Origin of the sequence: Flagellimonas ulvae, from assembly GCF_049333175.1 — a bacterium.
In the GTDB taxonomy this organism is placed as follows: Bacteria; Bacteroidota; Bacteroidia; order Flavobacteriales; family Flavobacteriaceae; genus Flagellimonas.
The window spans coordinates 2,779,221-2,804,238 of the sequence record NZ_CP186325.1 but is presented as its reverse complement, the minus strand read 5'-3'; the positions used below and the strand labels follow the sequence as shown (position 1 = coordinate 2,804,238).

Genomic DNA, 25,018 nt, shown 5'->3' with positions numbered 1-25,018 from the left:
TTTCGATACACTTGAACAGTGTCTTCAGTTGCAGTGGTGTTTAGTCTGGATGCCATGGTAAAAATTTAGGATTACAATTTGTCGAAAAAATCGAACAATTCAAAGGTATTTTTTGTTTTTTTCCTAACGAAATGAATGTTGTGTAACCTTAAGTTTTTGTTGTGAACGATGTTAAGGCCTTTATAGCACCATTTCCGGTATATTTCCTTCAATAACCAGGTTTCCTTCCGTTGCCTTTTCGATTTCTTCGGTACTTATTCCTGGTGCACGCTCCAAGAGTTTAAAACCATCCGGAGTCACTTCCATTACCGCAAGATTGGTAACTATCTTTTTCACGCATCCTACTCCTGTTAAGGGTAAAGTGCATCTTTTTAATAACTTGGATTGGCCCGCCTTGTTGGTATGCATCATGGCCACGATAATATTTTCGGCCGAGGCCACCAAATCCATAGCACCTCCCATACCTTTTACCATTTTGCCGGGTATCTTCCAATTGGCGATATCTCCATTCTCAGCAACTTCCATAGCTCCCAGTATGGTCAGGTCCACATGTTGCCCACGTATCATTCCAAAGCTCAATGCAGAATCAAAAAAGGATGCCCCTGGCAGGGTTGTTATCGTCTGTTTTCCAGCATTGATGATATCTGCATCTTCTTCTCCTTCAAAAGGAAAAGGGCCCATACCCAATACCCCGTTTTCACTTTGAAATTCTACGCTGATATCTTCACGCACAAAGTTGGCCACCAGAGTGGGTATGCCAATCCCTAAATTGACATAGTACCCATCTTTTACCTCTTTTGCAATTCGTTGTGCAATTCCATTCTTATCTAGCATCTCCTATACTTTAGTCCTTACCGTTCGTTGTTCAATTCTCTTTTCGTAGTGCTCTCCTTGAAAAATACGTTGCACAAATATTCCTGGTATGTGGATTTCATTGGGGTCCAAACTACCTGCCGGAAGCAATTCTTCCACCTCTGCCACGGTAATTTTGGCCGCTCCACACATACAAGGATTGAAGTTTCTTGCTGTTCCCTTGAAAATAAGATTTCCTGCTTCATCCCCTTTCCACGCTTTTACAAACGAAAAATCGGCCTTAAAAGCAGGCTCCAACACATACATCTTCCCTCCAAACTCTCTGGTTTCCTTTCCTTCGGCAACCTCGGTTCCATACCCAGCGGGCGTATAGAATGCAGGGAATCCCGCTTGAGCAGCTCTACACTTTTCTGCCAATGTGCCCTGAGGGGTTAGCTCCACCTCCAACTCGCCACTAAGCATTTGCCTCTCAAACTCATCATTTTCACCTACATATGACGACACCATTTTTTTGATTTGTTTGTTTTGAAGAAGTAAGCCCAATCCAAAATCATCTACTCCAGCATTGTTGGAAATGCACGTAATGTCTCTTATACCCAATTTCACCAACTCGGCAATGGCATTTTCAGGGATTCCGCAAAGTCCAAAACCCCCAAGCATAAATGTCATTCCATTCGCTACACCTCTTAAGGCTTCCTCTACATTTGAGACGGTTTTTTTTATCATACTTCCATTTCTTTAAGGATTTTCAAAATACGATATAAATAAAAAAGCCCCAAGATTAATATTTCTTAGGGCTCAGTTTTTTTAGCTACTAGAGTTAGAAATCCAATTCTAGGTCATCTTCTGTATCCAGTTCCTTTTGGATATCTTCCAAGACCTTGGTACAATCTACATTGATTGATAAATCTTCAGGCTCTTCAAACGCACCTTGCGAAACGCCCAGTTCTTCGTTGGCATAATTCTTCTTCATATACAATGCCCAAATAGGCAAGGCCATAGAGGCTCCCTGTCCATAAGCTAGTCTGGAAAAATGAGCAGCTCTATCCTCACCCCCAACCCAAACTCCAGTCACCAAGTTAGGCACCATTCCCATAAACCAACCATCACTCTGATTTTGTGTGGTTCCTGTTTTTCCTGCAATGGGATTGGTAAGTTCATAAGGGTATCCCGTGATAATTTCTTTATATACACTTTGATTTTTGGCAAAGGAATGTCTTAATCTTCCTCCTGAACCGTATCGTGTAACCCCTTCCATAAGATTGACCATGGCATAGGCAACATCTTTACTAAGTACGTCTTTGGTTTCTGGCCTATATTCATAGAGAACAGTACCATTTTTATCCTCAATTCTGGTTACCATGACCGGTTTTACATAAACTCCTTGATTTGCAAAAGTCCCATAAGCTCCTACCATTTCGTAGACATTAAAGTCTGGAGTTCCCAAAGCTATAGATGGTACTTCCGGAATTTCCCGAGTCAACCCCATGTTTTTAGCAATACTAGCTACCGATGCTGGTCCTACTCTATCAATTAACTGAGCCGTTATGGTATTGATAGAATTGGCGAGCGCCTTTTTTAGCGTTAAATTTTCACCAGAATATTTACCATCTGAGTTTTTGGGGCACCATGCTTCAGGATTTCCATGCTTAAGTGGCTCAATACAATACTGATTGTCCGGAAGAGAATCACAGGGTGAATATCTTAATTGATCAATTGCTGCAGCGTAGACGAATGGCTTAAATGTAGACCCAGCTTGTCTAGAGCCTTGAATAACATTATCATATTGAAAATGCTTGTAGTCTATCCCTCCAACCCAAGCTTTCACGTGACCCGTTTGGGGTTCCATGGACATCATTGCGGTGCGCAAAAAAGTCTTGTAGTAGCGAATAGAGTCCATCGGGGTCATGATGGTGTCTTTTTCAAAGGAATCACTGTTCCAATCAAAAACGGTCATCTCTGTTTTCTTGCGAAACGAGGCCCGAATTTCATTTTCCGATACTCCCTGACGTTTCATAGCTTTCCATCGCGCAGAAACTTTCATTGCCCTTTCCATAATATTATCAATCTCGAAAGACTCAAGGTCCAAAAAAGGAGCAGTTGGGTTTCTATCTGGAGTGTTCTGATGGAAAAACTCTGCTTGAAGGCGTTTCATATGTTCTTGAACTGCATCCTCCGCGTTTTTCTGCATTCTTGAATCTACTGTAGTATACACCTTAAGGCCATCTAGGTAGATATTGTATTTTTCTCCATCAGGTTTGAGGTTTTCATCAATCCATTTGTTCAAGTAACGTTGCAAGTACATTCTAAAATAAGTGGCAAGCCCTTCACGGTGCGATTCTGGACTAAAGTTCAAATCCATCTCCAGCGCTTGCAAAGAATCTTTTTCTGCTTCAGTGATGTAGTCGTATTTGGCCATTTGACCCAAAACCGTATTTCGCCTATTCAATACCAATTCTTCCCTTCGGATGGGATTATAGAGGGAAGAGTTTTTCAACATCCCTACCAATACAGCAGATTCCTCGGTCTTCAATTCATTGGGCTCCTTGCCAAAATAAATTCGAGCCGCAGAACGGATACCATCGGCATTGTAATTGAAATCATAGAGGTTAAGGTACATTTGTACAATCTCCTCTTTGGTGTATTGCCTTTCCAACCGAGTGGCTATTACCCATTCTTTAATTTTTTGGACGATTCTACCAAAACCGCCAGAAGGTTTTTTAGTAAAGAGCAATTTGGACAGCTGTTGTGATATGGTACTTGCTCCACCTTTACTTCCCAAAAATGCCACAGCTCTTATGGTGCCCCTTGCATCAATCCCAGAATGTTCAAAATAACGGGCATCTTCAGTAGCCACTAACGCATTGACCAAGTTTTCTGGAAGATCACTAAACGGCACTGGTGTTCTATTGTCATCCAAATAAAACTTACCTAAGGTTTCACCATCGGAAGAAATAATCTCTGTAGCAAGATTGGTGTTTGGGTTTTCTAAATGTTCGAAAGTGGGCATGGTACCGAAAGCACCCCATGATGCCAATAAGAAAAGTAAGAGCACGGCAAACATCCCGGACGCAAAAAGAATCCAGAACCACTTAATGTACTTTCCAAAGCCTTGTGGTTGACTTTTATTTGTTTTTTTTGCCATTTTATTGGGAGATTTTTTCAATTTCCAAACCTATATCGGTAATGCCGTCCAAAACAGGAATACCATCTATATCCCCATTTTTTCGCATAGCATGGGTAACTTTAACCTTATATACGCCAGAATCGGGAAAAACGATGCTTTCCTTATACCATAATTTGCTTTCCTTAACACTTCCAAGCCCCTTTCCCAACCACTCTCCAGTGGGTTCGGCCATGGCAAATTCCAAAGTATCTTTCAAAGTATTTCCATCAGGGTACTCCAATTCGGCAATGAGGAAGAGGTTGCTAAACTCGAAATTATTATCGTTCCTGATGTTGATATACATGTTGTGAGGTTGCAAAGAATCCAAATTGGAAAACTCAAAGTCCACCGGTCTATCCATGGCCCAACTTCCTTCTTTTAGAGTTTCATATTCTGAAAACTCCAGATTGGGATTGCAGGACGCCATAGCCAGTAAAATGAAAAGGGAAATAAGAAATTTATTGGGCATTGGAGCGTGCTTTGGGTTTGCCTTTCCTTTTATTTTTGTTCCTTTTTTTATTCTTTTTAGGTCTATCGAACCGAGTAAGGCTGTCTTGGCCAACTACATTTTCAAAAACCAATTTTTCTTCACTTACATTGTCTTGGGCATATTCTTCAAGACTGGCAATTTTTTCGTTTTTCTTGTTCAGTTCCAAAATTTCATGTACTTGGTCTTTATGTAAAGCATGCCAAGTGGCTGGGTCATCCTTATAAGAGAACCAAAGGGTTTCTTTGAAAATATCCGCTTTCTGGCAGAATGCTATTCCCTTTTTGGTTTGGAGTTTACTGTCCTGAGGTGGGAAGTCTTTTAATGCTTCCAAATACATATCCAACTCATAGTTCAGACAGCATTTCAACTTTCCACATTGCCCTGCCAGTTTTTGAGGGTTAAGTGCTAGTTGTTGATACCTGGCAGATGCGGTGCTCACAGACCTAAAGTCTGTTAACCATGTGGAACAGCACAATTCTCTTCCGCAAGAGCCAATTCCTCCCAACCTCTGTGCTTCTTGCCGATAACCGATTTGACGCATCTCAATCCGAATTCCAAAGGCCTTGGCCATGTCCTTAATCAATTGTCGAAAATCGACCCTATCTTCAGCAGTGTAGTAGAATGTTGCTTTGGACCCGTCTCCTTGAAACTCAACATCGCTCAATTTCATTTGGAGCTTCAATGAAATGGCAATTTCTCGAGAGCGTTTTTTAATTTCTTCTTCTTTGTCCCTACACTTTTGCCATATATCGATATCACGTTGAGACGCTTTTCGATAGATTTTTGGGAGGGTTTTATCTTCGGGGTTTACCTTTTTTTTCTTCATCTGTACCCTAACCAACTCTCCGGTCAGGGTAACCATTCCCACATCATGCCCTGACTTTGCCTGGGTAGCTACTACGTCTCCAATAGCCAAGGAAAGGTTATCTATGTTCTTAAAAAATTCTTTTCTGCTGTTTTTGAAACGAACCTCAACGAATTCAAAAGGTTTTTGTCCGTTGGGTAGCGACATATTGGAAAGCCAATCAAAAACTGTAAGCTTGTTACAACCATCAGTGCCACAAGTTCCGTTGTTCTTGCAGCCACGCGGTTGTCCATCCTTACCGGTTGAACAACTGCTACACGCCATATTTAATATGTTGATTTAAAGAAACTTAACAAGCTCCTTTAAAAAGGGTTCATAAAATTATTCTAGGTAAAGATAGGATAAATTGTTCCAGAACGGAAATGTTATTTCTTATACTTGAGCACTTCAGAACGTCCCTTTTTGAAAATTTTATTGCTTGCGTGTTTCCCTTTTCTTCGTGCTTTCTGTTCTTCAAAAGGCAATGCGTGCACTTCCATACAATCCGTTGAGCAGCAATTGTTCATGGCTTCGGCACACTCTTCACATTGAATAAAGAGTAAATGACATGCTTCATTGGCACAGTTAACATGGGCATCGCAAGGCTTTCCACACTGATGGCAATTGGAAATCACATCATCGGAAATCCGTTCTCCACGGCGATGGTCGAACACAAAGTTTTTACCTAAAAATTTGTTCTCTAAGTCTTGCTCCTTAACCTGACGGGTATATTCAATAATCCCTCCTTCAAGTTGATATACATTTTTGAACCCCTTGTGCTTATAATATGCACTGGCCTTCTCGCATCGGATTCCCCCAGTACAATACATGACCAACTTTTTGTCTTCTTTATGCTCCGCTAAGTCGTTTTCAATAATGTCCAAAGAATCCCGAAAAGTATCCACATCTGGAGTTATTGCATTTTTAAAATGCCCAATTTCGCTTTCATAATGGTTTCTCATATCCACTAAGACCACATCAGGGTCTTCAATCAAATTGTTGAATTCCCCGGCCCCAACATGAATTCCCTTATTGGTCACATCAAACGTATCATCGTTAAGTCCATCCGCAACAATTTTGTGTCTAACCTTTACCTTAAGTTTCAGAAATGACTTATTGTCTTGCTCTATAGCTATGTTCAGTCTTACATTTTCTAAAAAGGTGATGCTGTCCAGATGTTCCTTAAAAGCTTGAAAGTTTTCCGCTGGTACCGAAAGCTGTGCATTAATACCTTCTTGGGCTACATAAATTCGGCCAAGAACATCCAAATCGTTCCAATGGATGAATAAATGATTTCTGAAAATCTGGGTGTTTCCTATGTGCGCATATTGGTAGAAAGAGATGGTAAGCCTATCATTCCCGGCTTCTTCTATAAGTTTCTCCCTCTCCTTTGCACTTAATGTATTGTACAGTTGCATGCTATACCAATAATTTAAGTTAAAGAGTGACTATAAAGTGGAGGCAAAGGTATAAAAGAAAAAAGACTCCTTAGGTAGTAAGGAGTCTATACACATTGATTCTTTTCATAGCGCAAATTTCCCAGTTGCGGTTCAAAATGTGCCATACGAAGTAGACCTTCGATATATTGTTTATTTGAGTTAGTACATTGTAGATGTTTTCCCATCAAAAAGGTTGCGCCTCCATTGTCCATGAAAAAAGAAATGGTAATTTAGCTCGTCAAATACGAGAACAATGAGCAGCGAAAAAGAAGCAAAACTCAAAGCACTTAAACTAACCCTTGATAAGTTGGACAAAACCTACGGAAAGGGTGCTGTTATGAAGATGGGTGATACTGTGGTGGAGGATGTTGAAGTTATACCATCAGGGTCTTTAGGTTTAGATATTGCTTTGGGTGTTGGAGGTTATCCAAGAGGGCGGGTTATTGAGATTTACGGTCCAGAATCTTCAGGAAAGACTACACTTACACTTCATGCCATTGCAGAAGCTCAAAAAAACGGTGGAATAGCCGCTTTTATTGATGCAGAACATGCTTTTGATAGATTCTATGCTCAAAAATTGGGTGTTGATATTGATAATTTGATTATTTCACAGCCCGATCATGGAGAACAGGCATTGGAAATTGCCGATAACCTTATTCGTTCTGGCGCAATAGATATTGTTATTGTGGATTCAGTTGCTGCACTTACCCCGAAAAGTGAAATTGAAGGAGAAATGGGGGACTCCAAAATGGGACTTCATGCAAGGTTAATGTCTCAAGCGCTACGTAAACTTACTTCGACCATAAGCAAAACCAACTGTACCGTAATTTTTATCAACCAGTTGCGGGAAAAAATTGGAGTTATGTTCGGCAATCCGGAAACCACTACTGGAGGTAATGCACTTAAATTTTATGCCTCTGTTCGCTTGGACATTAGAAGGTCTACCCAAATAAAGGATACCGATGGAAATGTGCAGGGTAATAAAACCCGAGTAAAAGTGGTGAAGAATAAGGTAGCCCCTCCTTTTAAAACTGCTGAATTCGACATTATGTATGGAGCGGGAATCTCTAAGGTAGGTGAGGTTCTGGATTTGGGGGTAGCTTATGAAATTGTGAAAAAAAGCGGTTCCTGGTTCAGCTATGGCGATACCAAACTTGGGCAGGGTAGAGATGCCGTTAAGGCCCTTTTGGTAGATAATCCAGAGCTTTCTGAAGAACTGGAGGGAAAAATCAAAGAGGCCATTGCCACTGTAAATTCGTAATTTTCAACTTCTTTATCCCAACTATAGGAAACAAAACGCAACCCTTGTTCTGCTTTGTCATCTATTAATCAAAGATTTTGATGATGAAAAAGGTAGTATTAGCATGTCTTTTGTGTGCTTTGTTCCCATTACTCTCTTCATGTGATTTGAATGATGATGGGCCAAACTTTCATTTTACCACACTTTCTGTTGTGGAGGCAAGCCTTCCCGAGTCTTTTCAGCTTAATCAGACCTACACAGTAGAAGTTACATATCTGCGACCGGATAGTTGTACTTTTTTTGAAGGTTTTGATGTGGCCACAGTTGCCGAAACCCAAAGAAATGTAACGGTTATCGGTTCTGTTATTACTGATGACGAGACTTGCACACAGTTGGCAGAAGAAGTAACAGCCAGCTTTGAATTCAATGTTATCTTTACCGGAACCTATACTTTTAGGTTTTACACAGGAGACGATGAATCTGGAGATGCCACTTTTATTGAATATACTGTGCCTGTGGTAGAAGACACAAATTGACAATACCAATAATCCAAAATTGACCAACATTTGGATCTTGAGGAACTAATACATAACTGTAAAAACGGAAAACGTAAGGCCCAGGCTGAATTATACCAGAAATATTCCGGTATTCTTTTCGGTATGTGCCTTAAATATTCTAAAAACAGAATTGAAGCTGAAGACAATTTGCACGACAGTTTCATTACCATTTTTGATAAAATTGGACAGTACAATTTTAAAGGTTCTTTTGAAGGTTGGATTAAGCGTGTTACAATAAACACCGTTCTTCAAAAATATAGGAAAGAACAGTATATGGACGTGGTCTCAGAAAACCTCGGCGAGGATTCAGTAGAACTGGACACAGAGGAGTTGGATGTAAGCTTATCTGCGCTGCTGGGCCATATACAACAACTTCCCAATAAATATAGAATCACATTCAACTTATATGTACTGGACGGATATAGTCATAAAGAAATTAGTGAGATGTTGGGGACATCCACTGGAACCTCAAAATCGAATTTGGCTAGAGCCAAAATGATTTTGAGAGAAAAAATTAAAAAAGAAAACATAAACATTGCTTAAATGATTTAAGAATGGGGAAAAAGAATTTAGAGCAATTGTTCAAGGATACTTTCCAGGACTTTCATGAGTCTCCAGATGACAATGTCTGGAAGGCTATTGAGGCCACATTGGACAAAAAGAAAAACAAAAAACGGGTGATTCCCATCTGGTGGAAATTGGGTGGCGTTGCTGCGCTTTTTGCCATTTTGTTTTTTGCCATCAACCCTTTGGACAGCTCAGACGAATCGGAAAACAATAATCAAATTCAAGTTGTTGGAACAGAAAACAAGAAAGAGGTTGTTCCTAATGCCAACAAGGATTCAATTGAAAACGCTTCTCAGATAACGGATGTTATTGAAAAAGAAGAATTGACAAATACCCAGAACGGAGATTCCTCAAATCAGGACACAAACAAGTCTAACATGAATGGGGTTGCAAATATGGACGCATCCCCTAAGAAGACTAATTTGACCCAAGCGAATAACCCTTCAAATTCCAAAACCAACTTAGAAACTGTAGTCGCTCAAAACGATAAAAAAGATTCGGAAGCCAAAGAAACTAAAAACACTGTCAATCAAATCTTAGATGACCCTAAGAATGAAACCGAAGATGCAGTCGCTTTTGAGGAAAGGGGAGTACAAGAGAAAGATGTGTTAGTTGTACCTCAAAAAGGCAATGAGGAAAAATTGGGTGAAAAAGAAAGTGCAGTGGCACAAACGGACGTGGAAAAGAAGATTGAAAAAGAGTTGCCCGAAAAAAAATCCATCTATGATGCCATTGCAGAAAAAAACGCTGAAGATGAAGAAGAGCTCATAGCGGAAAATACTGAAAGCAAATGGGCCGTAGGTCCTTCTGTAGCTCCTGTTTATTTTACTGGAACAGGGGAAGGTTCCCCAATACATTCCAATTTTAGTTCTAATTCAAAATCGGGCAATGTGAATTTAAGTTATGGCCTCACCGTGACCTATAATTTGGGAAAACGCTTAAAGGTCAGGTCTGGAGTACATCGGGTGGATTACGGTTATGATACCAACGAAGTTTTGTTCTCTTCCTCCTTGGAAGGTTCCACGAACGAACTTATAGATAACATCAATTACACAGAAACTTCTAGAAACTTAGTGATTCAAAGCAGTAAAAGTGTTCCTGATAGGGCGGCCGTTGATAGTTTCTCCGAAATACAATCCAATGAGACTGCAGCCTTAAGTGGTGAAATGGTGCAACAGCTTGGGTATATAGAAGTTCCTTTGGAGCTTAACTATGCCCTTATTGATAAAAAATTTGGAGTTGATATTATTGGTGGGTTCAGTTCCCTATTCCTTGTGGACGATACCATTTTATTGGAGTCTGATGAATTGGTGACTGAAGTAGGAGAAGCCAACAATGCCAATTCTGTCAATTTTAGCACCAATGTAGGTCTAGGCTTTAACTATAAAGTTTCTCCAAAAGTGCAATTAAATTTAGAACCTATGTTTAAATATCAGCTGAACACTTTTTCAGAGACTGCAGGGCCTTTCAGGCCATTCTCTGTTGGCGTTTATAGTGGTGTCAACTTAAAGTTTTAAGCATTAAAGAAGTTGGTTAGGAAGATTGTCCCTTTAGACAATCACTAAGCGCCCCACCCATAACAGGTGGGGTGTTTTTATTGTTAAAACCGGGTACATCAAATTTTTAGTAAATTGAGGTCTTAACCCAATCATCAATAATTTTGGAAACTGAAAGCTTCGAGGATATCCTTGTTTACTTTTCCAAGTCCTTGATGGGAAAAGAAAATGAGGAAGACATTCTTTGGGATTTGGCAAAGAACTGTATTTCGAAACTGGGCTTTGTAGACTGTGTAATCTACCTAGTTGATGAAAAGAACAATCTGCTGGTACAGAAATCGGCTTATGGCCCAAAGAACCCCAAGGACCAAAAACTCCACAATCCAGTAAAAATTCCCTTAGGCAAAGGGATAACAGGAACTGTTGCTTTGACAGGGGTTCCAGAGATTATTCTGGATACATCAATTGATTCGCGTTACATTGTGGATGATGCTATTAGACTTTCCGAAATATGCGTTCCCATTTCCTACGAAAAAGTCATATATGGTGTTATAGACTGTGAACATCCAGAAAAATCCTTTTTCAACGAGCAGCACCTTAAAATGCTTTCTGTCATAGCCTCTATTTGTGCTATAAAAATCAAGAGCGTAAGAGCAAATGCAGCACTTATTGAAAAACATCAAAATCTCCTAAAGGTAAAGGAAGAAATGGTTGAGTTGAAGTTAAAGGCACTAAACTCGCAGCTTCATCCCCATTTCGTTTTCAACGTCATCAATGCCATTCAGTATTTCGTGGCTTCGGAGAATAAAAAATCTGCTCTGGATAATCTTTCCTTGTTTAGCAAACTTCTTCGTTTCAATTTAAAACATCTGGAATTGGACACTGTTTCCTTAAAGGACGAAATAGAGATGTTGGATTGGTATCTCAAACTTCAGAAGCTTCGGTATGATAACCAGTTTGAATATGAAATCTATGTGGATGAGGAATCAAAAAAACACAATGCGATTATTCCCGCTTCAATTACACTTACCCTTTTTGAAAATCTCATCGAATTTGCCATGTACAATCAACACAAAAATGAAAAATTGAACGTTACCTTCACAGTTTCTGAATCATATGTTTATCTGAAAATACAATATATTCATGATGCCATTATCTCTGCAGTCGAATACAAACCTAAGTATAGAAGCCATGTCATGAAGTGGGAGGATCAGATTGATTTATTGAATGCAGCAAAAAAATACAACATCGAAAAAGAGATTACTTCCTCAAAAAACGAAAGCAAAGAAATTGGTGAAATCACTGTTAGGCTACCCAACCTTTTTTCTAGTTAAAATATTGCCTTTTTAAGTTCTTGCAGAATTACGTTCCTAACCTCTTCGTTCAATTCTCTTTTATCTTCTTCTTTTAACTTCTTAGTACTAAAAAAATGAAGCACCTTGGCTCTCATTTTTCCTGGTCCTCCACTTAGAAATGTAAAAGAAAATCGTTTTTTGTTATCAAAAAAGACAATAGGGACCACTGGAATCCTGTGTGCAATGGCCATTTTAAAAGCACCGTCTTTAAACGTATCTAGCGTTATGGATTCGTCTGGAACACCTCCTTCGGGAAAAATGCAAATACTCAATCCCTGATCTAGTCTTCGTTGTGCCCTACGATATACTCCTGTTCTACTTTTTACATCTTCCCTATCCACCATAATACAGACGCGTTTATAGAAAAAGCCGAAGAGCGGTATTTTTACCAACTCCTTTTTCCCCACAAAAACGAAAGGGTTTTTGCTCACCAAAAGCATCAACATAATATCCAACATACTGGTGTGGTTTGCTACCAGCATATAGCTCATTCCACGCTCTAATTTTTCTTGATAGCGTATTCTGGGCACACAACCCATACCATAAACAATAGGTTTTGCCCACAAGTTTCTGGCCAGCCAAAAAAACTGTGGATAGGTCTTTTCGGAAAAGGTTGTGGCCAAAAGTAAGGGAAGGAAAAGAAGAATCAAGATGGCAACCAAAAAATAGAACCATATTCGATACAAGACATGACCTATATTTTTTAATAGTTTCCGCACCGTTTCAAATGTAATGATATCGCTTTATATTTTTTGAATTCTTTTACCTTTGTCGCTGCACAAAATAAAAGCATGGCGCGAATTTTAACTGGGGTTCAAAGTACAGGAACACCACATTTGGGAAATATTTTGGGAGCGATAATGCCCGCCATTCAAATGGCAAAAGACCCAAGTAATGAGTCTTTTCTTTTTATTGCAGATATGCATTCCCTTACTCAAATCAAAGATGGAAAGCAGCTTCGAGAAAACACCTATGCCACAGCTGCTGCCTGGTTGGCCTTTGGTTTGGATATTGAAGAAACGGTGTTTTACAGACAGAGCGATGTTCCGCAGGTAACAGAACTGGCTTGGTACTTGAATTGTTTTTTTCCCTATCAGCGTCTTACGCTAGCACACTCCTTTAAGGACAAGGCCGACCGTCTTGAAGACGTAAACGCGGGCTTGTTTAACTATCCTATGCTGATGGCCGCGGATATTTTGTTGTATGATGCGGATATCGTACCCGTAGGAAAAGACCAACTGCAACATTTGGAAATGACCCGTGACGTAGCTTCAAGATTCCATCACCAAATGGGGGAAACTTTTGTCTTCCCTGAGGCTAAAGTTCAACAGGAAACCATGTACGTTCCCGGTACGGATGGACAAAAAATGAGCAAGAGCAAGGGAAACATCATCGATATTTTCCAAACCGACAAGAAACTACGGAAGCAGGTAATGGGCATTGTTACGGATAGCACTCCGATGGAAGAGCCAAAAGATCCATCCAAAGACAATGTTTTTGCATTGTATAAAGTACTGGCTTCTGAGGAGGAAATTGAAGAAATGAGTGCCAACTACTTAGCTGGAAATTATGGATATGGCCATGCAAAACAAGCTTTGTACGAAGTACTAGTGAACAAGTTTGAAGAACCTCGGGAAAAGTTTGCCTATTACATGGAACATTTGAATGAGGTTGATGAAGCTTTAGCCGTTGGAGCTGAAAAAGCCAGAAAAGTGGCAAATGGTGTTTTACAAAGAGTACGGGAAAAGGTTGGGTATTAAATAGCCTCAAACAATTTCCCGGGAAGTGTGCGCACCACACCCTTCATTTCCATGGCCAAAAGGGTGGATGAAGCTTTGAAGATAGGCAACTGACATTCCAGTGCAACCAAATCTAGTTCTTGTTTCCCTTTGGATTGCAATAAATCATAAATAGCTTGCTCCATAGGTTCCAGCTCCACAAAAAGCTGTTTCTGTGTTGCAGATGCGTTACCTTCATTTTGTTCCTCCCAGTCCCATCCCAAAAAATAAACTAGTTCCGCAGCAGAAGTTATCATGTGGGCTTTTTGTTTTTTAATCAAATCATTGCACCCCTTACTATACTTATCGGTATATCTTCCAGGAACCGCGAAAACCTCTCGGTTATAACTATTTGCAATATCAGCCGTGACCAAACTACCTCCTTTCTCTGCAGATTCCACCACTATAGTGGCTTCACTAATTCCAGCTATGATACGATTTCGCTTCAAAAAATTCTCTCTATCTGGATTACTGCTACTCCAAAACTCTGTGAAAAAACCTCCGTTTTCCATAACGCCGTTTACATACTTGGAGTGACTTTTTGGATACATTTGATTTAAACCATGCGCCAAACAGCCTATAGTTTGCAAACCATGTTCCATGGCCAGTTTTTGAACCGTTATGTCCACACCGTATGCAAAACCACTTACAATAATAGGGTCCAAAGGGGCTATGTCCGAAATAAACTGCTCACAAAAAGCTCTACCATAATTTGTGATGTTTCTAGTGCCCACTACACTAATGATTTTTCTTCTGGACAAATTGATGCTTCCTTTTTTGAACAAAACTATTGGAGCATCTACACAGTGTTTTAAAAAGCTGGGGTATTCTTCGTCCTCAAAATAGGTAATGCCTATATTTTCCTTTTGAATAAAGTGTAGTTCTTTTTCTGCATTCTTTAGGTGAGTTGCATTTTTTAGTTCTTTAAGCACAGTACTTCCAATTCCTGGCAACCGCGAAAGGTGCTGTACTTTATCCATAAATACTGCACTTGGACTACCGCAGTGGGCTATCAATTTTTTCGCAGTTATGCTTCCTACATTTCTTACAGATTGCAATCTTAAAGATGCAATTATTTCATTTTCAGTCACTTAGTATTAGATTTGGGATTGCTTCGAAAATACGGATTTTTGGATGTTAATAAAAAGTGATAAGCCGTATTTCGCTCTTGTTGTTTTTTTTTAATATTTGCGGGGATGCGTATTGAGGGATTTATATCAACTTTACTTTATGAGCACAATTGTGTAGTTGTACCTGGTTTTGGTGCTTTTTTGGCCCACACCAAATCTGCAGAAATTGACGCTTCTTCCAACCGATTGACCCCTCCTTTAAAAACAATTTCCTTCAATTCACAATTGAGCATCAATGATGGCGTATTGGTTTCCCATATCGCCAGAGAAAAAAAACTGGACTACGATTCTATTCTAGATGAAATTGAGAACGTAGGGAAAAATTGGAAAAAAAGACTCAACGACAGTGAGCGAATAGAGTTGTATGGCATTGGGAAGCTATGGTTAAACTCTAATGGAAAAATACAGTTCCAGCCCGAGAACAAAATCAATTACCTGACCTCTTCCTTTGGAATGGCTTCTTTAAGTGCTATTCCTATTCAGCGTGAAGTCTTAAAAGAAGAGGTGGAAGAACTTGAAAGTCAAATTCCATTCATCATCACCCCAGAAAAAAGGGAAACTACTTCTTTTAGGCCATGGTTGTCTTATGCTGCGGTTGTCTTGTTGATGATATCGGCAGGTTTCACAGGTTTTAGGGCTTTTGGAGAATTCCAGAACAAACAGTCTGTTGCCCAGGAAGAGGCTCAAAAAGAGGTTTCCCGTTTGATACAAGAAGCTACTTTTTTTGATGGAAATCCCCTTGAGCTTCCTGCTGTAAACCTTACCTTAAACAAGAAAAAGCAGGGAAAACACCATGTTATAGCGGGAGCTTTCCGTATTAAAGAAAATGCTAACAAAAAGGTGGCCCAATTAAAGAAAAAAGGGTTCAGTGCTCAATATTTGGGGGTAAACAAATATGGCCTGCACCAAGTTAGCTATTCTAGCTTTGAAGATTCAAAAGAGGCTCTAGGCTTTCTTAGAAAAATACGAAGTACTGAGTCGCGAGATGCTTGGTTGCTTTCAGAAAAATAATCCCTTTCCCTTTTCGATTAAGTCTATCTACTGATTTATCTTTGCCAAAAAAAGTATGGCGCCTAAAAATCCAAAGGATTCCAAAACTGTAATGACCGATATGGTTCTTCCTGGGGAAACCAACCCTTTGAACAATCTCTTTGGAGGCGAATTGTTGGCCCGTATGGATAGGGCCGCCAGTATCGCTGCCCGAAGACATAGTCGAAGAATCACCGTTACGGCTTCAGTAAATCACGTAGCTTTCAACAGAAACGTTCCTTTGGGCAGTGTTGTCACTATTGAGGCTTCACTTTCACGTGCCTTTAGGACTTCCATGGAAGTGTATATTGATGTCTGGATGGAAGATCGTTTTACCGGTGAGCGTTCAAAAGCCAATGAGGCCATTTACACCTTTGTTGCTGTGGATGATACTGGGAAACCTACGGAAGTGCCTGAAATAGCTCCCGAAACGGACTTGGAGAAGGAGCGTTTTGCCGGAGCATTACGGAGAAAACAATTGAGTCTGGTCTTGGCAGGAAAGATGCAACCTCAAGATGCTACTGAACTTAAGGCCCTTTTTACTTCCTAAAAATCAAAATTATCTGGGTCAGGCCCAAATCGCTTTCCTTGGTCCATTGCATCCAATAATGCCATATCGTCTTCGTCAAGTTCGAAGTCGAAAATCTGGGCATTGGAAATGATTCTTTCCTTTTTTACAGATTTGGGAATGGTTACGACCCCTTTTTGTATGTCCCAACGTAAAACGATTTGAGCAATGGTCTTTCTGTATTTATCGGCAAGCTGTTTGAATTCATCCATTTCAAAGATATGACCTTGCATCATGGGGGACCAAGCTTCATACTGAATACCTTTTTCTTTACAAAAATCAAGCAAATCCTGCTGAACCAAGTATGGGTGGAATTCCATTTGATTGACCATGGGAACCACTTCGGAACCGGTCATTACATCTTCAAGGTGGTGCTGGAGAAAATTGCTTACCCCAATGGCCTTGACCCTTTTTTCCTTGTACAACTTTTCGAGGGCCCTCCAAGTCTCTTTATAGAGTCCTTCTTTTGGCCAGTGAATCAAATAAAGGTCTAAATAATCCAAATCAAGCCTTTTCAGGCTATCATCATAAGCTCTTAATGTAGACTCGAAACCTTGGTCTGCATTCCAGACCTTGCTCACGACAAAGATATCTTCACGTTTTACGGAGCTTTGTTTAATAGCTTCACCCACTCCGTTCTCATTCTTGTAGATTGAGGCGGTATCTATATGTCTATATCCGTGTTCCAAAGCATCGTCAACAGCTTGAATCACTTCATTTCCGTCTTTGGACAAATAGACGCCCAAACCAAAATAGGGCATCTTTACGCCGTTGTTCAATTCAAAAGTACCTTGTAGATCAGTGATTTTTTCCATTTTCTATAATTGATATATCCATTCTTCAGGATTCAATCTGTTAGAATCTCGATAGAGATAGAATTTTAGTTTTGTACTACCATCAAACCGACTGGTATAAATATCGCCTAAAACTTCTTTGGCTGTTACTTTATCTCCTTTTTTTACATAAAGTTTGGACAGGTTGTAATAGGTGCTGATGTAATTACCATGTTTTATTTGAACGCCCCTGCTACCCCCGGGCACACTAAGTATGGCAATCACTTCTCCTTCAAAAATGGCCCTTGCCTTACTACCTTTATCTGTAGTGATGGTCACCCCATTATTTCTGTGTTCAATACCTGGATATAGTTTGTCCTTATATAAGCCATACCCTTGGCTTTTGATTCCCTTTTCCACTGGCCAAATCAGTTTCCCCTTATTTGCAGAAAAGTTCGTTGCCACAATTTTTGCTTCAGGAGTGAGCGCAAATGTTCTTGTACTAGTATTTCCCGTTTTTTTGTTTGTTGTAACAATAGCACTCTTAATCAAACGTTCAATTTCCCTATCAATTTTTCGTGCTTCTCTTCTTTTTTTATCAATTGCTGCGGTATACCGTGCCTCATTTTGGCGTATACTGGTCAAAAGTTCCTTTTGGGAGGCTATTTCCCTGGAGAGGGTATTTTTTGCGCTTCTATTTTCAACCAGCAGCTGTTCTTTTACTTTTCGTTGCTCTACTAGGTCCTTATTTAAATCGGTAAGCTGTGCAGTTTTAGTAGCGATGGACTCCCCTTGCTTTTTCCTGTGCTGGGCATACTGCTTCATATATTGCAGTCTCTTTAAAGCTTGATAAAAGTTGTCAGACGACAAGAGAAACATGAGTCTATTGTTCTGCGCTTTGTTCCGATATGATTTTTGAATCAATCTTGCGTAATCTTCTTTAAGCAACTTCAAATCTTCCCTTAGTTTGCTTATGCTCCTTATGTTTACGCTTATTTGTCGATTTAGCAAATTGGACTGTTGATTGGTAAGTCTTATAAGTTCTTGGCGCACATTTATTTTCTTATCCAATGCCTCCATTTGGTCAATAATATCCCCTTTTTCTTTCCTCTCAGCAAACAACAATCTATTGATTTCCTTAATTTCCTTTTGAAGTCTTTCCCTTTTGGCCTCCAAGGCTTTCTGTTCTCCCGTCTGGGCATTCAAACAAAATGTCAACAATAATGCAATAAGCATTAAATCAATTCGATATGAAATATTAATTGACATTTTACTTTAATATAATCTTATCATATCCCCTAGGGATTTTATATGGAAAATTCAATGTTTTATCCAATTCTAAATTGCGGAAATTCAAATCTATGATAGTCCTATCCTTTTTATCAAGCGCTACAACCTGTACTGAATTTGGAAAAATTCTTCCAGAAATATCTTGATAGGTATATTTTGCGCTCAAAAACCGATTCTCTTCCGGTTGAAGCACTTCTTGGGTTGCTACTTTAAAATGCTTTGGTTCTAGCTGAAACAAAAGTGAAAAAAGTGCTTTCGCTTTCTTGGGTTGCAGTTGATAGTTTCCATCAGCAACTTGAGAAGTGAATTTTTCTTTTCTCATATCCAAAATGGCGTTGCCTAACAATAGGTTCTGAACACTTGCAAAGTCAAGTTCAGTGCCCAACAATTCGCTTAAAAAGCTAAAATCCCCATCAAAGTATTCCCCTTGTAGTTTGTTATAAAAAGATACCTTTTCTGGGGTAATATGGGCCTTTACCACACCTAACGGGGCGCTAATCCATATCACCTTATCCTTTTCCATTCTAAGGCTTACCGATATCCCCTGACTCTCCCTGCCATTGGAATAATCAATTTTAACTTTTCCACGTAGTGTTTTAAAATCTTCCTGATTGCCATAGTGGTTGGCAATAATCTTTTTAGTTGAGATAGAACCGTCCACCTCTCCCCCAACTACGTTTTTAGTGCTTTTACATGCGACAAGCAAAAGTGTCATTGAAATAAAAAATACCAATTGTTTAATCATCATCCTAACTCCTATTTCTATGAACCGGTTTCTATTTTATTGGCATATTCAGTAGCTTTCTTATCATTACCCATAGAGGCATAAGTCTCAGATAAGACTCTGTAAACGTTATTCTTCAAGGGAATATCCTCAAAAATGAAATCCAAAGCTGTTTCCAAAATTTCTATTCCCTCTTCCTTTTTACCGCTTTTTGTCAATGCCAAGCCATATGCATACTGAAAATAAGGCTGAAGTGGATAGGTGTCCTTTGCTTCATTTGCTATATTTTCCAACGTTTTAAAATCCCTATTGGAGATTAACGCATCCATTCGTTTTTTTAACTCCTCCACTGGGTTCTCAGGTGAGAAAGTGCTTTTGGTAACTACTGTTTTTGTAACGGTCTTTTTCTTTATGGAATCTTCTATTTTCTGTCTTAAGCTGATTGTATTGGCGGTGCGAGGTAAATTGTCCAATTGCTTAAGGGCATTGCTATACTTTCCTTTTTGGAAATAAATCTTTGCTAGATTTCCTCTCAGTGAAGCATTGGTAAGCGGAATTCTATCGGCAAATGCATCTACAGTATTGCCTTGCTTTTCCAAAATGGAAATGAAGTGCTCCAAATACCAATAATTTTCCGGTGATTGTTCTAGGGCTAGAATAGCATAACCCTGCGCCAAGTTGAATTTTTTATCCAGAAAATAGACGCGGGCCAATTCATAATCTATGACCAAATTATCTGGTTGCAGATTTTTACATTCCAACAGTTTTTCAGCTGCACGATCATAGTTTTGAATTCCTTTTTGCTTAAGAGCTTCAAAAAATAAGCTTTGAAACTCATCGGTATATTCTTCTAAAAAAAGCTCAGCACTCTCTTCCTCTTGAGCTAAAGCGCCTAAGGGTATACAAAAAGCCAATACTACCCAACATATATTCCTCATCATTTACATTTAGTTTTACCCCTTTCTCAAAAAATCACTTCATTTCCGAATAATCCCCAAGGCTTACCGTTTCAAATTTGCCATCAAAAATAACATGGTTGCCTATCATGGCATTATCTAAATTGGCATTGGATATTTTACTTTCATTTTGGATTATACTATTCTTGATAGTTGAGTTCTCCAATTGCGTATTTGAACCTATAGAAACATAAGGGCCAACCGTAGTATTTTTTATCACAACTCCTTCACCGATAAAACAAGGTTCTACAATATTGGCATTTTCCAAAGTAACATCGGAGGCAATTAATTTTTCACCATCCTTCTCTAAAAAGCCCAACATTCTTTGATTTGTCTCCACGGTAACTGCTTTGTTCCCGCAATCCATCCATTCATCCACTTTTCCTGGCACAAACTTCATGCCCTTATCCATCATACGTTTTATTCCATCATTGATTTGATACTCCCCTCCATGCATCACATTGTTGTCCAATACATATTGTAACTCATCTTTAAGCACACCCACATCCCTAAAATAGTAAATACCAATTACCGCCAAATCTGAGACAAATTCTTTTGGCTTTTCCACCAATTCCACAATTTGGTTCTCTTCACTCAGTTTAACAACACCATAGGCCTCAGGTTCGTCTACCTGTTTTACCCAAATAACACTATCAGCTGATTTATCCAAATCAAAGTCAGCCCGAATCAGAGTGTCCGCATATGCAATGACCGCTGGTCCGATCAAAGATTCTTTGGCACTCATAATGGCATGACCGGTTCCCAAGGGTTGGTCTTGCCTATAAATTGACCCTCTTGCGCCCAAACTCTCGGCCAATTCCGTAAGACTTTCCACAACATCTTCACCAAAAAAGGCAGGGTCTCCTAAAATGAAGGCAACCTCTTCAATGGGTTCTCCCAAAACTTTGGCAATATCACTTACCAAACGGTGCACAATAGGTTTCCCTGCAACAGGTATTAAAGGTTTGGGAACCGTTAGTGTATGTGGCCTAAGTCGGGATCCTCTTCCGGCCATTGGGACAATAATTTTCATGTATCTATAAAATATAACGTGGTTAGTATCTTGTTTTATTGTGTTCCTGTACTGCCAAATCCTCCTGACCCACGATCTGTTTCGGTAAGTTGCTCAACTTCTTCCCATTCAGATCTTTCATGTTTCGCAATTACCATCTGAGCTATCCGCTCCCCGTCTTTGACAATAAAATCTTCATTGGAAAGATTAACTAAAATTACCCCTACTTCACCGCGATAATCCGCGTCTATGGTTCCGGGTGCATTTAAAACTGTAACTCCTTTTTTAGCTGCCAATCCACTTCGCGGGCGTACCTGAGCTTCAATTCCCACAGGCAGCTCCATAAAAATACCGGTAGGAATAATTTTGTGCTCCAACGGTTTTAGTGTTATGGACTCATCTAAATTGGCCCTTAAATCCATTCCGGCAGATGCAAGGGTTTCATAATGTGGCAAATCATGTTTAGAGGAATTGATGACCTTTATCTTCATTTCACTGTTTAGCTTCACTATTTCTGTTATTCAGTTTTTAGGTGTGGATTGAAAAATGGCGCGTAGATTTTCTCCTTCCAACTTATATGTCAATATCAAAAATAACAAAAGAAGTGCCCCTCCGGCTATTAAATTTCGGTTAAAAACATAAAAGGAAAGTGCTGAAAACAAAATGGACAATCCCAAATAGAAAGTAATCTTTCTAATGTTATAAGGAATTGGATAATGTTTCCTTCCAAAAGAATACGAGAGAATCATCATACTGGCATACGCAATCAAGGTGGCCAGCGCAGAGGCCATATACCCAATTTTTGGAATGAAAAGAAAATTGATTAGTAAAGTTGCCAGGGCTCCAACGGATGAGATATATGCTCCATATTTTGTTTTGTCAGTAATTTTATACCATACCGAAAGGTTATGATAAATACCCAAGCATAGGCTTCCCAATAGAATGATGGGCACAACATCCAGAGCCTCCCAATAGACTGAATTCCGAATTAAAAGCTTTGCCAGCACATCAATAAATACCACAACGGCCAAAAGGATTACGCTACCTAGAATAATAAAATAATTCGTAATCTGGGCATAGGTCTTTTGAGGGTTCTCTTTGTTGGCATGACTAAAGAAAAACGGCTCCACTCCCATTCGAAAAGCAGTCCCAAACAAGGTCATAAACAACGCCAATTTATAGCATGCGCCATATTTTCCCACCTCTCCTTCCGCGATATCATCCGGAAGTAATTCAGTCAATAAGATCTTGTCTAGAACTTCGTTAATTGTAAAAGCAATTCCGGCAACAAGAATAGGTCCTGCATATTTGAGCATTTGTTTCCATAGGGATATATCGAATCGGAATTTAACCCGTAAATACGTGGGCAAAAGGAATACTAGTGTAATTCCACTTGCAATGATATTGGAAATAAATATGTATTGGATTTCCCAACCTTCCTTATACAACGATGCTAGATAGCTCTCTTGGTTTTGTTCGGATATCCCTGGTAAAATCAGCAAGAAAAACACATTAAAGCCAAGGTTTATAGCTACGTTGATGATTTTTAACAAACCGTACTTCATAGGTTTTTCATTGGCGCGCAATAAAGCGAATGGAATAATCGCCAAGGCATCCAAAACCAGTATGTACGTGGTAAAACGAATATATTCTACATCAATATTGGTAAAATCCGCTAGCCACCCCTTAACTATCATAGCGACAATTAAAAACAAGAGGGAAGAAACCAATAAGGAAACGAGTGCTGTTGAAACTACGCTCCCTTTATCCTTGTTTTTATTATAGAATCTAAAAAACGTGGTTTCCATCCCATAGGCTAAAAACACATTGAATATGGCTATCCATGCGTAAATATTGGTGTACTGACCATATCCCGATGCATTTTCAAAAACTGAGGTATATAAAGGCAGCAAGAAAAACGAAATGACCCTGGGAAGCACAGTGGCCAATCCATAAATAAAGGTTTGTTTAAAAAGCTTTTTTAAAGGATTCAACTAGGATCGTTTAACCCTGCGCAAGTTACACAAAACCGTGAAGTTGTTCCCACAGTAATAAATAGATAATGGATTTGACAGCGTTCCAAAAAACAGAATCAAATAATTGCTATCTTAAGAGTCAAACTGAAAACCAATGAAAACTATTCATAGTCTTTCTCTTTTCTTCTTTATAAGCATGCTCTTTTTATCGGGTTGTCAAGAAAAAAAAGAAGAGAAAAAAGAAGTTGCCAAAAGGCCTAACATCATATTCATTATGTCTGACGATCATGCTTATCAGGCTATTAGTGCTTATGACAATCGGTTGATTCAAACCCCTAACATTGATCGTATCGGCAAGGAAGGTATCGTTTTTACAAATGCCTGTGTATCCAATTCCATATGTGCGCCTTCTCGAGCAACTATTCTAACAGGAAAGCATACCCACATCAATGGAAAAGTAGATAATCAAATGCCGTTTGACACCACCCAAGTTACTTTTCCACAGATTTTTCAGGAAGCCGGTTATCAGACAGCTATGTTTGGAAAGCTTCATTTTGGGAACAATCCCAAAGGTGTAGATGAATTCATGATTCTTCCAGGGCAAGGTTCCTACATTAACCCTGATTTTATTACCAAAACAGGGGATACTACGCGAATTGAAGGTTATGTTACTGATGTCATCACGGATTTAACACTGGATTGGTTGGACAAGAAAAGAGATACGGTTAAACCATTCATGCTAATGTACCTGCATAAAGCGCCACATAGACCTTGGTGGCCCAGACCAGACAAATTCAAAGAGTTTTTGGGCAAAGAGTTTCCAGAACCAAAATCTTTGTTTGACACCTATGAAAACAGAGGAACGGCAGCTAGGACTGCGGAAATGAATCTGCTGAATGATATGATGTACAACCATGATAGCAAGATTAGACCAGCTGTAACGGCAAGAATGAAAAACCTTAGCCCAAAGGTTCGAGAATATGAGGGAGGCTTTGATAAACCATATACAGAAAGAATCACGGAATCACAAAAAGCGGCCTACGAACCTATTCTTGACATCATAAACGATGATTTTGAGAAGAATTGGCCAAACATGACCAAAAAGGAGAAAATGAAATGGAAATACCAAAGGTATATGCAAGACTATCTCGCTTGTGTTTCTTCGGTTGATGATAATATTGGACGGGTTTTGTCTTACCTGGATGAAAACGATTTATCGGATAACACAATTGTGGTCTATACTTCCGATCAAGGGTTCTATCTAGGAGAACACGGTTGGTTTGATAAGCGGTTTATCTATAATGAATCCTTCAAAACTCCTTTGTTGATTCGTTGGCCCAACCAAATCAAACCAGGAATTACTAATGAAGAAATGGTACAAAATCTCGATTTTGCCCAGACCTTTTTGGATGCTGCTCAAATTGAAGCGCCCGAAGATATGCAGGGTGAAAGCCTTATGCCACTTTTGACGAGTAATACGGAAGAATGGACTCGTGATGCCGTTTATTACCACTATTATGAGTACCCAGCAGTACATCAAGTAAAAAGACACTACGGATTAGTGACCATTGACTATAAACTGGCTCATTTCTATTATGATGTTGACGAGTGGGAATTGTACGATCGCAAAAAAGACCCACAGGAAATGAACAATGTTTACAATGACCCGGCATATGCGGATGTGGTCAAGGAGTTAAAGGTTAAGTTGGATGAATTAAGGGTACAATACAAAGATTCAGATGAGTTGAACCAAGAGTATATTGAAATTCATAAGGCCAATAATATTGACTCCCCTTTGAAGAGCGGCAAATAAAA

At 39.4% G+C, this 25,018-nt stretch carries 24 protein-coding genes; 9 read left to right on the top strand and 15 right to left on the bottom strand.

Translation table 11 applies throughout. From position 1 onward, the window contains the following. Positions 1-180 precede the first annotated feature (180 nt). The 6 genes from ACOKFD_RS12870 to ACOKFD_RS12845 form a co-directional block, all read right to left on the bottom strand. Positions 181-834 (bottom strand): CoA transferase subunit B, encoded by a 654-nt coding sequence (locus tag ACOKFD_RS12870; protein WP_422858291.1) that lies wholly within the window; start codon positions 832-834, stop codon positions 181-183. A gap of 3 nt (positions 835-837) precedes the next feature. Beyond that, positions 838-1,539, bottom strand: coding sequence for a CoA transferase subunit A (locus ACOKFD_RS12865; protein ID WP_422858290.1), 702 nt, complete (start codon positions 1,537-1,539; stop codon positions 838-840). A 94-nt stretch (positions 1,540-1,633) separates the two neighbouring features. After that, positions 1,634-3,958 carry a penicillin-binding protein 1A gene (locus tag ACOKFD_RS12860; RefSeq protein ID WP_422858289.1) on the bottom strand — a complete coding sequence of 775 codons (2,325 nt, stop codon included), beginning with the start codon at positions 3,956-3,958 and terminating at the stop codon, positions 1,634-1,636. A 1-nt stretch (position 3,959) separates the two neighbouring features. Beyond that, positions 3,960-4,448: a gliding motility lipoprotein GldH gene (locus tag ACOKFD_RS12855; protein WP_422858288.1), complete on the bottom strand. Its 489-nt coding sequence runs from the start codon at positions 4,446-4,448 to the stop codon at positions 3,960-3,962. Next, on the bottom strand, positions 4,438-5,598 hold the full coding sequence (locus tag ACOKFD_RS12850; protein WP_298995959.1) for a regulatory iron-sulfur-containing complex subunit RicT: 1,161 nt from the start codon (positions 5,596-5,598) through the stop codon (positions 4,438-4,440). The genes ACOKFD_RS12855 and ACOKFD_RS12850 overlap by 11 nt, the downstream gene beginning before the upstream one ends. 101 nt (positions 5,599-5,699) lie before the next feature. Beyond that, the gene (locus tag ACOKFD_RS12845; RefSeq protein ID WP_422858287.1) at positions 5,700-6,731 is read right to left on the bottom strand and encodes a rhodanese-related sulfurtransferase; all 1,032 of its coding nucleotides are present in this window, start codon (positions 6,729-6,731) and stop codon (positions 5,700-5,702) included. A 274-nt stretch (positions 6,732-7,005) separates the two neighbouring features. Here ACOKFD_RS12845 and recA point away from each other — a divergent pair, with 274 nt between their 5' ends. From recA to ACOKFD_RS12820, 5 genes are all read left to right on the top strand, one after another. Next, positions 7,006-8,013: a recombinase RecA gene (gene recA / locus ACOKFD_RS12840; protein WP_298995964.1), complete on the top strand. Its 1,008-nt coding sequence runs from the start codon at positions 7,006-7,008 to the stop codon at positions 8,011-8,013. 80 nt (positions 8,014-8,093) lie between these two features. Continuing rightward, positions 8,094-8,528, top strand: a complete 435-nt coding sequence (locus ACOKFD_RS12835) for a hypothetical protein (RefSeq protein ID WP_422858286.1) — start codon at positions 8,094-8,096, stop codon at positions 8,526-8,528. 30 nt (positions 8,529-8,558) lie between these two features. Further along, positions 8,559-9,092 carry an RNA polymerase sigma factor gene (locus ACOKFD_RS12830; RefSeq protein WP_422858285.1) on the top strand — a complete coding sequence of 178 codons (534 nt, stop codon included), beginning with the start codon at positions 8,559-8,561 and terminating at the stop codon, positions 9,090-9,092. A gap of 11 nt (positions 9,093-9,103) precedes the next feature. Next, complete coding sequence (locus tag ACOKFD_RS12825; RefSeq protein WP_422858284.1) at positions 9,104-10,633, top strand: hypothetical protein; 1,530 nt, start codon at positions 9,104-9,106, stop codon at positions 10,631-10,633. Positions 10,634-10,776: 143 nt separating this feature from the next. Continuing rightward, complete coding sequence (locus tag ACOKFD_RS12820; RefSeq protein ID WP_422858283.1) at positions 10,777-11,946, top strand: histidine kinase; 1,170 nt, start codon at positions 10,777-10,779, stop codon at positions 11,944-11,946. Here ACOKFD_RS12820 and ACOKFD_RS12815 read toward each other — a convergent pair. Beyond that, entirely contained in the window at positions 11,943-12,686 is a 744-nt protein-coding gene (locus tag ACOKFD_RS12815; RefSeq protein WP_298995975.1) for a lysophospholipid acyltransferase family protein, read from the bottom strand. The genes ACOKFD_RS12820 and ACOKFD_RS12815 overlap by 4 nt on opposite strands. A gap of 72 nt (positions 12,687-12,758) precedes the next feature. Between ACOKFD_RS12815 and trpS the strand changes: the two genes are divergently transcribed. Further along, a complete protein-coding gene (gene trpS / locus ACOKFD_RS12810; RefSeq protein WP_422858282.1) occupies positions 12,759-13,727 on the top strand; it encodes a tryptophan--tRNA ligase in 969 nt (322 codons plus the stop codon). On the opposite strand, the gene dprA is transcribed toward trpS, so the two are convergent. After that, positions 13,724-14,836: a DNA-processing protein DprA gene (gene dprA, locus ACOKFD_RS12805; protein WP_422858281.1), complete on the bottom strand. Its 1,113-nt coding sequence runs from the start codon at positions 14,834-14,836 to the stop codon at positions 13,724-13,726. The two genes, trpS and dprA, sit on opposite strands and share 4 nt — an antisense overlap. Before the next feature lie 105 nt (positions 14,837-14,941). Between dprA and ACOKFD_RS12800 the strand changes: the two genes are divergently transcribed. Both ACOKFD_RS12800 and ACOKFD_RS12795 read left to right on the top strand, forming a co-directional pair. After that, complete coding sequence (locus ACOKFD_RS12800; protein WP_422858280.1) at positions 14,942-15,886, top strand: SPOR domain-containing protein; 945 nt, start codon at positions 14,942-14,944, stop codon at positions 15,884-15,886. Between the two features lie 55 nt (positions 15,887-15,941). Continuing rightward, positions 15,942-16,454: an acyl-CoA thioesterase gene (locus ACOKFD_RS12795; RefSeq protein WP_298995985.1), complete on the top strand. Its 513-nt coding sequence runs from the start codon at positions 15,942-15,944 to the stop codon at positions 16,452-16,454. Here ACOKFD_RS12795 and ACOKFD_RS12790 read toward each other — a convergent pair. Genes ACOKFD_RS12790 through ACOKFD_RS12760 form a run of 7 tightly spaced genes read right to left on the bottom strand, consistent with a single transcriptional unit; the run spans position 16,451 to position 23,221 of the window. Continuing rightward, positions 16,451-17,287, bottom strand: coding sequence for an aldo/keto reductase (locus ACOKFD_RS12790; RefSeq protein ID WP_422858279.1), 837 nt, complete (start codon positions 17,285-17,287; stop codon positions 16,451-16,453). The genes ACOKFD_RS12795 and ACOKFD_RS12790 overlap by 4 nt on opposite strands. Positions 17,288-17,290: 3 nt before the next feature. Beyond that, positions 17,291-18,514 (bottom strand): murein hydrolase activator EnvC family protein, encoded by a 1,224-nt coding sequence (locus tag ACOKFD_RS12785; RefSeq protein WP_422858278.1) that lies wholly within the window; start codon positions 18,512-18,514, stop codon positions 17,291-17,293. 1 nt (position 18,515) lies between these two features. Continuing rightward, positions 18,516-19,283 carry a DUF4292 domain-containing protein gene (locus ACOKFD_RS12780; RefSeq protein WP_422858277.1) on the bottom strand — a complete coding sequence of 256 codons (768 nt, stop codon included), beginning with the start codon at positions 19,281-19,283 and terminating at the stop codon, positions 18,516-18,518. A 14-nt stretch (positions 19,284-19,297) separates the two neighbouring features. Continuing rightward, complete coding sequence (locus ACOKFD_RS12775; protein ID WP_422858276.1) at positions 19,298-20,200, bottom strand: tetratricopeptide repeat protein; 903 nt, start codon at positions 20,198-20,200, stop codon at positions 19,298-19,300. Positions 20,201-20,231: 31 nt separating this feature from the next. Next, the gene (locus ACOKFD_RS12770; RefSeq protein WP_422858275.1) at positions 20,232-21,248 is read right to left on the bottom strand and encodes a sugar phosphate nucleotidyltransferase; all 1,017 of its coding nucleotides are present in this window, start codon (positions 21,246-21,248) and stop codon (positions 20,232-20,234) included. Positions 21,249-21,283: 35 nt separating this feature from the next. Next, on the bottom strand, positions 21,284-21,718 hold the full coding sequence (gene dut / locus ACOKFD_RS12765; RefSeq protein WP_422858274.1) for a dUTP diphosphatase: 435 nt from the start codon (positions 21,716-21,718) through the stop codon (positions 21,284-21,286). A 30-nt stretch (positions 21,719-21,748) separates the two neighbouring features. After that, the gene (locus ACOKFD_RS12760) at positions 21,749-23,221 is read right to left on the bottom strand and encodes a lipopolysaccharide biosynthesis protein (protein WP_422858273.1); all 1,473 of its coding nucleotides are present in this window, start codon (positions 23,219-23,221) and stop codon (positions 21,749-21,751) included. Between the two features lie 136 nt (positions 23,222-23,357). Here ACOKFD_RS12760 and ACOKFD_RS12755 point away from each other — a divergent pair, with 136 nt between their 5' ends. Continuing rightward, positions 23,358-25,016: a sulfatase family protein gene (locus tag ACOKFD_RS12755; RefSeq protein ID WP_422858272.1), complete on the top strand. Its 1,659-nt coding sequence runs from the start codon at positions 23,358-23,360 to the stop codon at positions 25,014-25,016. The last annotated feature ends 2 nt before the right edge of the window (positions 25,017-25,018 follow it).